Genomic DNA, 11,484 nt, shown 5'->3' with positions numbered 1-11,484 from the left:
TACTCTTCTTCACGGCGGTCCCCTTGCTGTTGGTGTTCTTTGGCGGAACGCCCGACACCTACCACACGGCAGGAATCAAGCGGGGGACCGCCACCTCAACTTCCACGAGACCCGGGACAACCTCGGTCGCGGTCGTCGATTCCGAGCTTGGCGAAGATGCGATAAATGTGTCCCTCCACCGTTCGCACCGAGACAGAGAGCCTTTGGGCGATCTGGCGGTTGGATAAACCAGCCGCGACCAAGTTCGCTATCTCACGTTCGCGGGCCGTGATGGGCAACGGCGAAGCCGCTGCATCGACCGCCGGTGTTCGTATTCCACCCTGCTTGGCCAACTTGTGCGCGCGGGTCGAAGACTTTATTTCCTTGCCACGCTGGCGTGTGCGCGCGTGTTCGCGCGCCGCCTGGGCTGCCGCGTCGGCGGCGAGCGCCACTGCGCCCATGTCGGCGAACCGGTCGGCCGCGGCGTCGAGCTGATCGCCGTTGTGGTCAGCCAGGCCGCGAGCGTGCTCCGCGATCGCCTCCGCCAACGGTGTGTTCAGTGTCTTGGCCAGCTCCGCCAGCCTCTCGGTTTGCGAACGGTCATCGAACCGGACGGCGGTGTGCAGCGCGCGCATCTCGACCGCGTACATCCCGGATCGTCGCGCGATCTGGGCGGCACGCAGCGCATGTGTCTGCGCGGCCATCGTCTGGCCGACGGAGGCCCGCTCCCAGGCCCGGGCCAGCTCAAGTTCCGGCAAGAACACCGCGACCTGCGGTCCGTAGGCGTCCTCCGACCTGCGCAGCGCCGCAGCGGCGGCCGCACTGTCGCCCCGCGCACCGTCGGCCTGCGCGGACCAGGCTGATACCAGCATCAACCAGCCCGGCGGAAAACCACGCGACATCGCCGATATCGAATCCTGAAAGGCAGAAGAGGCGGACCCCAGCGCGCCACGGGCAAGCTGCACCAATCCGAACATGGCGTGCAGGAAGGCGTCTTGAGCAGGCCACACCCTGGTCGTCTCAGCATAACGTTCCCCAACTCGTTCGGCGGCCGGATTGTCGCCGGCGTACGTCAATCCCACGACTTCGGCCAAACCCATGGCGAACCGGTACGGTCCCGGTCGATCGAACACCGCTGGCCGCCCCGCATCCGCTATGCGCTGGACTTCGCCAAATCGCCCGGTGAGGGCCAACGCCCAACACGTCCACGTAGTCGCCCACATGCCCACCACCGGTTGGAGATCGGATGTACACACGGCGAACCCGAGGTCGAATGCCGTTCGGACGTCACCGGAAAAGAACGCAAACGCCGCTTCCATGGCAGTGACTTGTGGGAGCAGCTCCTCAGAATCAATACGCGTCCTCACGTCAGCCAGGGCCAGCCGTGCCGGCTCAACCCGCCTGCAGCTGAAGAAGAGATTCGCGGCACGCAGACAGCCCCACCGCACGATCAGCCACTGATCGGCACCATCGAGATCGACGTCATCAAGCACCGCCTCGACCTCGTCGCCTCGCCCCTGCCAGCCGAGCGCATCAGCTAGCACGATCGCCGCCGTCACGCCAGCGCCGCGCTCGAACGCGAATCTCGCCAACTCCTCACCGCAAGCGATGTCCGACATGGTCACCGCGCTCGCCGCCGCCTCGACGATCACGTCGAGGTCTGGTGTCAGGTCGCTTCGCGTCATCAACTGCGCCAGCCGTATCCGGCTGCGCACATCGGGCGACCCCGAGCGCTCCTCCTGCGTCCGCATCTGCTTCTGAAGTTGTTGTGCCAGCACGTTAGTGAGTTGCCGCGAACGCACCACACCGGCGTGTCGGATCGCCGCCTTACCCAAGATGGGGTGACACAACCGTGCCACCGTGTTGAATCCGTCGGCGACCACCTGGATTACGCTGAGGCGCTCGAGGTGTCCCACCGCGTCGGCCTCGCACAGCTCACGCAGGATCTCCCAGTCCAGCACCTCCGCGGCCGCCAAGATCTCTACCGCCTCCAATTCGACCGGTGCGAAGGATTGCAGGCGAAACTCGAGCAGGTCATAGAGTTGGCGGTCGGCACGCAGCGCACCGCGAAGTTGCCACCCACCTTCCGTCTGGACCAGAACCCCGCTTTCCCGACCCGCGTCCAGCAAGCCGCGCAGCAGCAGCGGGCTGCCCGCGGTCTGGCCGTGTAACTCGTTGATCAGTCTTGTATCGACGACGCCGCCGAGCACGGCGCGGGCGAGCGCCGCGGTTTGTTCCCGGGTAAATGGCTCAATGTGCAGGCTCAGCAACAACCGCTCTTTCAATAGCGCTGTTACCGCGTCGGGCACCGGGTCGCCGGACCGGATCGTCACGATCAATCGTGCACCGCGGCTGGCGGCAAGTTGGTACACCAACGTCGACGACAACGGATCGAGCAACTGCGCATCGTCGACGACGACGACGAGCTTCTCTTCCCGCTCCAGAATTCTTTGCGCGGCCGCGAGCATGGCGGCCGGTTCCTGCGGTGCGTCGACAGTCACCGACCGATAGAACGCGCCCAACGGCACCGTGGAGCCGGTTTTGGTGCCCAGCACATACCGCACCGTCGCCCCGGCCGACTGGAGTGTGTCGGCAAGTGCGCGAGCCAGTGTCGATTTGCCAACCCCGCTATCGCCGACCAACGCCACGCCATGGAACTCCGCGTCATCCTCGAGCGCTGCCAACGCTTGAAGTAACTCATCATCGCGGGCCACTATCGGCCAACCGCTCCACGATTGCACCAGCCGTCCAGCCTCTCCCCGACCGTTCGGACCAGATGTCGAACCTTCGAAACAGGTTTTGGTAGCCGTTACTTGAAATTGGAACTGCCAAGCCTACCGCGCCATGGCGACCTTTCTCGGGTTTTACGGGCACAAAGCGATGGCCGAAACCATGTGCCGCGAATTGTTGAAGTTCCTGCCTGGTTGAGGTATGAGTGCGGCGTTTGCCAGTCGTTCAGCTCTTAGGCGTTGCTCGACGATCTCTGTGCGATGCCATTTTGGGCACCGAAGTCTCTCGATGGCCTTTTTCGCCGCCGCCGCGCAGGAGCTACTACAAACGCGTCCTAGCTAGAGCGTCCGCCGGTCGGGTCGTGCTCGATCCACCTACCGTCAGCCGCCGCGTGCTGCGATCATCGCCGAACGATTGACCTTGGTTGCCGCGGTGCGGGGAATCGCATCGACGAACTCGACGGTCTTGGGAGCCTTGTAAGGTGCCAGCCGGCTCTTGGCGTACTCGATCACCTGCTGTTCAGTCAACGATGCAACGCCGTCGAGATCGGCGAGTTGCACCACGGCGTGCACCCGTCGTCCCCACTGCTGATCGGAGAGCCCGATTACCACCACATCGGCGATGCCCGGGTGACCCGCCAGAGCGGACTCGACCTCCGCCGGAAAGACATTCGCGCCGCCGGTGATGATCATGTCGACGCGGCGGTCGACGATGTACAGGTAGCCGTCGGCGTCGAGGTGGCCGATGTCGCCGGCAGAACGGAACCCGTCCTCGGTCGACGGCAGCGGCGCCGCCCCACCCAGATAGCGATACCCGGCACTCATCGGCGCGCGCAGGTATACCTCGCCATGCTCGCCGGGGCCCAGCGGTCTTTTCTCGGCGTCCAGAATCCGGATCTCGGTGTCGCGGAAGCCGCGGCCGACGCTGCCGGGATGCGTCAGCCATTCGTCGCCGCGCAACGCAGTGAGCCCGAGATTCTCGGTCATGCCGTAGGCAGTCAGGATCTGCTCGGGGCTCAGTAGCTCGAACCAGGTATGCAGCAGCGGCGGCGGCATCACCGCGGCGCCCTGCAGGATGAAGACGACGCTGGACAGGTCCCGCTGCCGGACGTCGGGCCGGGCGGCTATGCGTGCCAGCATCGTGGGCGTGGCCGTGAAGTTGGTGATCTGATGGCGTTCGACTACATCCAAAGCCAGTGCTGCGTCGAACTTTTCGAGTATCACCAGGTGGTCGCCGGCGAGGAGCATCAGGAAGGTGGCGAAGCCGTTGGTGTGATACATCGGCGCGGGCACCATGATGGTCTGCGGCTGCTCTACCGGTGTCCAGTTGGCCAGAAATGGTTCGCCGTGCTGAGGAGTCCATAGCGACGGCGCCAAGTTGAGGATCACTTTGGGCACGCCGGTCGACCCGCTGCTGCAGATTCCGTTGGCGGTCGGGGAAATGGCTGTGGGCAGCGGGCTTTCGGATTCCCCGGTTGCGCGCGCGTCCAACTCCCAACGGCTCTTTTCGTCGACGACCACGGCGGGGTCGATCACCGCGCGCACTCGGTCTCGCTCCCATTCGGGCAGATCCCAGTGCATCGGGATGGGGACCGCGCCGATTTTCCAGCACCCCAGCGTGGCCAGCACCAGGTGCTGTGAATTCGGGATTGCCAGTGCGACAAGGGAACCCGTTTCGGCACCGCTGGCGGCCAATGCGCGCCCCCACTGGTTGGCGCGGGCGTCGAGTTCGCCGAACGTCAGCGAGGTCGCGGTGCCGTCCAGGGCGACGATGGTCACAGCCTTGTCGTCCCGACGCTGTTCGGCGAGCTCTTGAAGCTTGGTCCCGAACGGGATTCCGTCTTCGAACGGGTTGGGCGGCGACGCGGCGGTGACGGGTTGGGTGCTCATGCCGATACCGGCCCACTGAACAGCGTCTCCAGGGAGCCGTCTGACACGCCGGGCATCAAACGCAACGCGAGTCCCTCGGCGCCCAGCGGCAACCGGATCAGCGGCTGGGTGTGTCGGTCGAGCACGCTGACGTCGGATTCATCGCAGAATCCCAGCGCGCCAAGCAACTGGTGGGAGGTCCGCAACACCTGCCGTGCGGTGTCGGCGGCCTTGAGCCGGAGAACGAGGGCGTCAGCCGAAAGGACCTGCAACGGCACTGATTCGGGACGGCAAATCGTGTACTTCGCGAGTTCATGGAGTCCGCGCACGCCGACGGCGGCCTCCGCGGCGGCGAACCGGACGGCCTGGAAGTCCGCGAGCGGCTTGCCGAACTGAATACGAGCGCGCACATGTTCGGTGACGATCCGCAACGACTGCTGCATTGCTCCCAGAATCCGCCATGATCCCAGCACGAGATGAAGGTTAACGTCAGCGGCCGCGACCCTTCCCTCGGGTGCGCTCAGGGTCGCCGGGACCAGGAACGGCCCGAGTTTGGCGCTCGTCCGCGACGTCGGCTGCAACCGGTACCGATTGCCGTCCAAGTCCGCGGCGATCCAGTCACCGGCCAAATCGCCGTGATCGATGCGCGGGGCTTCGGGATTGACCAGGGCCAGTCGCGCGCCGTCGATCGCGAGCAGCTCTTCCACCAGTGGATAGGGCAGCGCGGTGGCGCCGGCGGCCTGGCAAAGCACCGCGGCGGCCAGCGCGTCGTCGGCTGACGACCGGACATCGAGCTCAAGCGCGCCGAGCTCAGTGAGGGCGGCGCGCGCCCACTCGCGGATGCCGTCGTCGGTCTCGGCGCGTAGCGCCGCCGGTGGTCCGCCCAACCGGGCGAGCCGCTGGGCGGCGACAGCAGCGAAGTCGCTGATGTCTTGTGGCAAATCGGTTTTCACCGGTGCTCTCCCAATACGTCCCGTGCCACCAGCATTTTCTGCACCTCGATGGTGCCCGATGCCACAGTGGCCGCCTGCGCGTAACGCCAATGGTCTTCGATTGCCCCGTGCAGCGGGGCAGAGGTGCCGCTGTCCAGCGCCGTCGGACCGAGCACGTCGAAAAGGAGCTCGGCGACCTGCTGATCGCACGTCGTGGTGGCAATGCGGGCGGCGCTGGCCGCCGCGCCCGCCGCTGCATCGTCCTGCAACGACACGGCGCGGTAGGCCAGCAGTCGGGCGACCCGTAGGTCGACGAGCGCCCGCACCCAGCGGGTACGAATCGATTCCGGCAACTTCTCCCAGTCGTCGCCGAGCTGCGTGCGGAGCCGGTCAAGCAGTGACTCGCAGCGTGCGTACCGTGCGATGCCCACCCGCTCGAATGCCAAGGCTTCGCGCATCACCCGCCACCCGTCGCCGACCTCGCCCAGGACGTCGCCGGGGAATGCCTGCACGTCATCCAAGAACATCTCGTTGAGGTGGTGTGGCCCCAGCATCGACGGGATAGGTCGGACGGTAAAGCCGGGCCGGTCCATCGGGATGAGAAAAAGAGTGAGCCGCTTCGGTTTTGGAGCATCGGGATCGGTACACGCCGCCAGCACGCACCAGGACGCCATCAGCGCGTACGACGTCCACACCTTTTGGCCGGTGATACGCCAACCCTCGCCATCCGGCACCGCCCGCGTGCGCAGCGACGCAAGGTCGGTTCCGGCCTCCGGCTCCGAGAAGCCTTGGCACCAGATCACATCCCCGGACGCGATGGCCGCGAGGTGCTTGGCCTTCTGTTCGGCTGTTCCGTAACGCATGAGCGCCGGACCGACCCAGTTGATGCCCATGTACTGCGGACCACGGGGTTCGTGTTGGGCCCACATCTCCTCGCGCAGCACTGTCTGCTGCCAGACCGAACCACCGCCGCCGCCATGCTCTTTCGGCCAGGCCAGCGCCAGCAATCCCTCGGCGGCCAGCAGTTTGCAGAACGTCTCGGTGGTGGCGAGGTCCTGCGGGTTCTCGGTGCAGGCGCCAAGGAAATTGGCGGGAATGTGGTTGGATACCAACTCGCGCAAGTGGTTTCGCAGTTGTCCAGCGTCGTCGCCGAGATCATAATCCATCGTCGTCATCCCTTCGGCAGCCCGAGCAGCCGCTCGGCGATGATGTTGCGCTGCACCTCCGACGTTCCGCCGTAGATAGTCGCGGCCAACGCGTCCTGACGTTCGAAGAGCAGATCCGGGTCGCCAGCCGACTGCGGGCCCGCCGCGGCGGCACTGAGTTCCCAAACACGCTGCAAGGTAACGGATCCGAGCAACTTCATGGTGTCGGCTTCCGGGCTGGGCCGTCCCGCGAGTTCGTTGCCCAGCGCGCGGTATCCGGTGGCCCGCAGCGCTTCGGCGTCGGCGATCAGCGAGCCGAGCTCGGTGTAGATGTCCGAGTTGGTTTTCGCGGCGTTGCGAACCGAGTCGAGTCCGCGCTTGATCTCGACCCAGTTCATGATCCAGATCATCTGGCGTTCATGGTGCAGCGACGACAACGCGACGTTCCACCCACCGTTGAGTGGCCCCAACAGGTTTTCCGCCGGCACCTCAACGTCTTCGAGGAACACTTCGCAGAACGTTTCGTCGGAGATCGAGGCCATCCGGATGGGCTCGACTTTTACTCCGGGTGATCCCATATCGAGGATGAGGCACGAGATGCCACGGTGTTTCGGGGCATCCGGATCGGTGCGGGCATACAGGGTGCACCACCGCGCCTTGTGGGCGTGTGTGGTCCAGATCTTGTGGCCGTTGACCCGGAATACGTCGCCGTCGCGTTCGGCACGGGTGCGCAGACCGGCGAAATCCGACCCGGCTTCGGGCTCGGACATGCCCAGCGCCCACCATTCGTCGCCGCGCAGCAGGGGCACCAGCAAGCGGTCAATCTGGGCGGGTGTGCCGAACTGACGGATGCCCGGCGCCGCGACGCCGGGACCCTGAATGCTGGGCAGCTTGGGCGCGGACCGCAGCGCAGCCTCGATCCGCACTTCCATCGCGTCGCGCAACCCCAGCGATCGACCGCCATGCTCGCGGGGCCAGGTCGGTTGCAGCCATCCAGCCTCGAAGGCGGCCCGCTGGTAAGCACGCCGCAAGGGCAGATCCCAGCGATACTGCCGATAGTTCTCGTAATAGTCGTCGGGCAAGAATTCCGCCAACCACGCGCCGAATTCCTCGACCACTGCGCTCACGCGGCGCCTCCGCAAAATCGCCGGCCCACCTCGTGGTAAAGGCTGCGACTGTCGCCCAGCATCGCGGCACCCTGCCAGGCGTGCCGGACGTAGAGGTGAGCGTCGTGCTCCCAGGTCTGCGCGAGCGCGCCGTGCACCTGGACCGCCGTGCGCGCACAACTGGCCGCCGCGTCGCCGGCTGCCGCTTTGGCCAGAGCCGCGGCGGTCCACACATCTGCGGGGGCCGTGGTCGGATCGCCCAGTAGGGCCGCCGCCGCATAGGTGAGGCTGCGGGCGCGTTCCAGCCCGACGTAGTTGTCGGCCAGCGCGTGTTTGATCCCCTGGAATGCGCCGATTGGAGTGCCGAACTGACGTCGCGATTTCGCGTGCTCGACGGAGCGGTGCAGGGCCGCGCCGGCCGCGCCGACCAGGTCGGCGGCCGCGGCCACCAGCGGTGCGCTCAGCGCGGACTCGATGCCCTCACTGTTCAAGGGGGCGACGGCCAACGGTTCGGTGTCGATGTCGACGTCGGCCAGCGGTTGGGCGGGGTCAGCGGACTCGACGCCATAGATGCGTACCCCCTGGGTGCCTTGGCCGCAGCGTGCGACCGCGGCCACCACACCGTCGCCAGATTGAGCCAGCGCGACGATCAGCTCGGCGCGCGACAGGTTGGGGACTGCGACCGCGCGTCCGCGTAGCCGTCCGTCTTGGAGCGTCATCGTCGGCCCGGGCAGCCGGTAACCCGGGGAGTGGACCGCGAGGGTGGCGACCACACCGCCGGCGATGTCGGCGAGCACCGAGTCAAGGCCACTGCCGCGCAAGGCGCCCGCGGCCAGACCGATGCTGCTGAGCAACGGGATGGGCGCGAGGGCCGCGCCGCATTCCTCGAGGACTACGGCCAGCTCGACGGGACCGTAGTCGCCGTCGTCGGGTGCGGCGAGTTCCGTCCAGCCCAGGTCGACGACCGTCTTCCAGAGAGTGCGCCAGCGCTCTGGATCCGTCAGAGCTTGGCGGGCCGCGTCGGGCGGGCACTCGGTCCTTAGGATGTCGCGCACGGTGACGCGCAGCGACAGCTGCTCAGCATTCAGTCCGACATCCATAAGACCCCTAACATAATAAAAATAGTAAACTAGCCCCCCTGTTGCAATCGCACGAGAACACATAGGCGGGCGCATGGTCGAGTGGTTTCTGTTCCTGCCTCAGGTACGGTTGTCGGTCGCCGACATCGCGGAGCGGGCGCGTCATGCCGAGGACAGTGGCTTCGACGGAATTGCCTTCATCGATCACCTCGAGGCACCCGGGCTGCCCGGTGAAAGTATTTGGGAGGCAATGGGCATTGCGACCTGGGTGGCGGCCAAGACGCAGCGGCTGCGGATCGGCCACCTTGTCCTTTGCGACGCTTTTCGGCATCCCGCCGTGCTCGCCAAACAAGCTGTCACCCTGTCGGATGCGTCGGACGGCAGATTCGAGCTCGGCCTCGGTTCGGGCTCCTGGCCCGCCGAGTTCACCAGATTCGATGTCGGTCAGCAGGATCCGGTGGCCAGGGTCGAGCAGCTCGGCCGTCACCTGGCCCTGATCAAGCAGTACTGGGGTGACAGCGGCGAGGATGCGGACGCAACGCAGCTACCAAGACGAACACATCCGATACCGCTGGTTCTGGGTGGCAGCGGACCCCGCATGATGGAACTCGTTCGTAGCTACGCGGATTGGTGGAATCTGCAGGCGAATCACCTCGACCGGTTGCCCAAGCTGGCTTCGGCGGCGGGAACCGCCCGGGTGTCGATTCAACAGATGGTGGGTTTCGTCAGGTCGGGCAGCGACCCGAACAAGGTCCGCGATGTGAGCACCCGGCGGTTCGGTCACCTGGGACCCGGGCTGGTCTGCGGCGATGCCGACGAGCTGATCGCACACTTCAACGGTCTGGCGGCGCAGCGGGTGGAGCGTTTCTACGTGTGGTTCGCCGATTTCGCCGTCCCGGATTCGCTTGCCGAATTCGGTGAGTCGGTGATCAAAGCGTTTCCGAGCTTTGCGGAGATGTGAGCACATCGCGGCGGCGGCGAGCCTCGGTGGGAACGACCGGCGGCCGGGCGAACGGCCCGCGCTGCACGGCACTCAGCCGGATCTCCGGCAGGTCCACCGACGGGTCGACGGTGTCCAGCCATGCGACCGCCTCGGCGACGTCGGACACCTGGATGGCGTACATCTCGAAGGGGACGTCCTGCAGCATCTCGGTTTCGACCGGTCCCGGCGTCACGATGTGCACCGCGATGCCGTCGCGATCGACTTCGAGCGCCAAGGCGCGGGCAAACGCGTTCATGCCGGCTTTGGATGCCGAGTAGGCGGTCCGGGCCATCATCGGTTCGTGTGCCGCCGACGACGAGATGAACACCAGTCGTGAGCCCGCACGCATCCGGGGTAGCACGGCGGAGGTCACCACGAAGCACGAATCCAGGTTCGCCGACATGATTGCCCGCCACTGCTCGAATGTCTGCTTGCGCGCGTAGGTTCCGCCGAGCGTGCCGGCCGCATGAACAACCAGGTCGATTCGCTCGAGTTCGCATATCGCGGCCCCGAACCCGGGTGGGTCGGAGGCATCGGCGACGACGTGGCGCGCACCGATCTCCTCGGCGGCCGCGCGCAACGGGCCTTCGCGTCGTGCCGCGAGCACGACGTCGTAGCCGAGCTGAGCAAGCTTGCGGCCACATCCTTTTCCGATCCCGCCGCTGCCGCCGGTGACCAATGCGGTTCGCATGGCAGGAATCTTCTCAGGAGTGCCGGATGTCCCGCGGGCGCGACCCCGAACGTGACAGAGCCTGCGGCGAAAGCGCATAGATCCGTTGGTCGGGCCGACTGTTCAGCACGTAGGTCTGGGTATCGGCGAGGTGGCGGCCGGCGATGCGGCGGGCCCGGTCGACGTCACCCTCGGCGATCGTTTCGGTGAGCTTGATGTGCGTGTTGAGCGCCGCGCGGCGCTGGGCCAGCGAGGGGTAGGTGCCGCGCGCTGAGCTCTCGTCGGCCCACTGTCGTTCGTGGCTGGTCCACAGCGTCTCCAAGCTGCCGACGACCGCGATGATGGTGTGGTTGCCGCAACCCTGAACGACGAGATTGTGGAATTCACGGCCGATTTCGGTGAAGCGCCGTCCGTCTTCGAGGTGCTCGGCCATGGCGTCGTTGACTTTCTTGAGCTCTGGCACCAAGGTGTCCGCGCGGTCGGGCCGCCGGGCCGCCAGTGCGGCGCAGGCCGGCTCGAGCTCCTGCAACGCAAAGCCCAAGTCGGCGACCTCGACCGACTCGCTCTGCAACAGCAAACCAAGCATGTAGGCGGTGCTGGTCTTGGCCGGCGCGTGCACGACGGCGCCACCCCGGTTGCCGCGCCGGACCGAAACCAAGCCCTCGGTCTCCAAGATCCGCAGCGCCTCGCGCAGCGAGACCAGGCTCACGTTGAACTGTTCGACCAGCACCTCCTGGCGCGGCAACAGGTCCCCGTCGGCCAGCTCGCCGTCGATGATCTGACGGCGCAGCTCATCGGCTACGATTTCGGCGATCCTCGGCGCCGACAACCGGCGACGGGCGTCGGGGCCAATACCCAGGGCAGTCATCCGGTCCTCGCAACGAGCAGCAGGAGAGAGCGCGCAACATCGCGTACTCGACTGGCTTAGCTATTTTAGCAGTAATGGCATAAATAGCCTCTCTGCTTCAAGCGGCCACCGAACTATGCTCTTCC

9 protein-coding genes are annotated in these 11,484 nt (G+C 66.0%); 1 reads left to right on the top strand and 8 read right to left on the bottom strand.

Annotation, left to right across the window (positions count from 1 at the left end; genetic code table 11):
* Window positions 1-95: 95 nt before the first annotated feature.
* The 6 genes from ACLP9N_RS30995 to ACLP9N_RS30970 all read right to left on the bottom strand — a co-directional run bounded on the left by ACLP9N_RS30995 (window position 96) and on the right by ACLP9N_RS30970 (window position 8,860).
* Window positions 96-2,693, bottom strand: a complete 2,598-nt coding sequence (locus tag ACLP9N_RS30995; RefSeq protein WP_442410965.1) for a LuxR C-terminal-related transcriptional regulator — start codon at window positions 2,691-2,693, stop codon at window positions 96-98.
* A 396-nt stretch (window positions 2,694-3,089) separates the two neighbouring features.
* Window positions 3,090-4,598: a class I adenylate-forming enzyme family protein gene (locus ACLP9N_RS30990; RefSeq protein ID WP_442410962.1), complete on the bottom strand. Its 1,509-nt coding sequence runs from the start codon at window positions 4,596-4,598 to the stop codon at window positions 3,090-3,092.
* Window positions 4,595-5,530, bottom strand: a complete 936-nt coding sequence (locus ACLP9N_RS30985) for an acyl-CoA dehydrogenase family protein (protein WP_442410961.1) — start codon at window positions 5,528-5,530, stop codon at window positions 4,595-4,597. The genes ACLP9N_RS30990 and ACLP9N_RS30985 overlap by 4 nt, the downstream gene beginning before the upstream one ends.
* Window positions 5,527-6,684, bottom strand: coding sequence for an acyl-CoA dehydrogenase family protein (locus tag ACLP9N_RS30980; RefSeq protein WP_442410960.1), 1,158 nt, complete (start codon window positions 6,682-6,684; stop codon window positions 5,527-5,529). The genes ACLP9N_RS30985 and ACLP9N_RS30980 overlap by 4 nt, the downstream gene beginning before the upstream one ends.
* Window positions 6,681-7,772 carry an acyl-CoA dehydrogenase family protein gene (locus ACLP9N_RS30975; RefSeq protein ID WP_442410964.1) on the bottom strand — a complete coding sequence of 364 codons (1,092 nt, stop codon included), beginning with the start codon at window positions 7,770-7,772 and terminating at the stop codon, window positions 6,681-6,683. Before ACLP9N_RS30975 ends, ACLP9N_RS30980 begins: the two co-directional genes overlap by 4 nt.
* Before the next feature lie 5 nt (window positions 7,773-7,777).
* A complete protein-coding gene (locus tag ACLP9N_RS30970; protein ID WP_442410959.1) occupies window positions 7,778-8,860 on the bottom strand; it encodes an acyl-CoA dehydrogenase family protein in 1,083 nt (360 codons plus the stop codon).
* A gap of 73 nt (window positions 8,861-8,933) precedes the next feature.
* Here ACLP9N_RS30970 and ACLP9N_RS30965 point away from each other — a divergent pair, with 73 nt between their 5' ends.
* Window positions 8,934-9,800 carry an LLM class flavin-dependent oxidoreductase gene (locus tag ACLP9N_RS30965; protein WP_442410958.1) on the top strand — a complete coding sequence of 289 codons (867 nt, stop codon included), beginning with the start codon at window positions 8,934-8,936 and terminating at the stop codon, window positions 9,798-9,800.
* On the opposite strand, the gene ACLP9N_RS30960 is transcribed toward ACLP9N_RS30965, so the two are convergent.
* Both ACLP9N_RS30960 and ACLP9N_RS30955 read right to left on the bottom strand, forming a co-directional pair.
* On the bottom strand, window positions 9,769-10,512 hold the full coding sequence (locus ACLP9N_RS30960) for an SDR family oxidoreductase (protein ID WP_442410957.1): 744 nt from the start codon (window positions 10,510-10,512) through the stop codon (window positions 9,769-9,771). The genes ACLP9N_RS30965 and ACLP9N_RS30960 overlap by 32 nt on opposite strands.
* A gap of 13 nt (window positions 10,513-10,525) precedes the next feature.
* Entirely contained in the window at window positions 10,526-11,359 is an 834-nt protein-coding gene (locus ACLP9N_RS30955; RefSeq protein ID WP_442410956.1) for a FadR/GntR family transcriptional regulator, read from the bottom strand.
* Between the last annotated feature and the right edge of the window lie 125 nt (window positions 11,360-11,484).

Source organism: Mycobacterium sp. (assembly GCF_052144515.1).
Classification (GTDB): Bacteria; Actinomycetota; Actinomycetes; order Mycobacteriales; family Mycobacteriaceae; genus Mycobacterium.
Note: the sequence above shows the minus strand (reverse complement) of the source record. Positions and strands in the feature narration are given on the sequence as shown.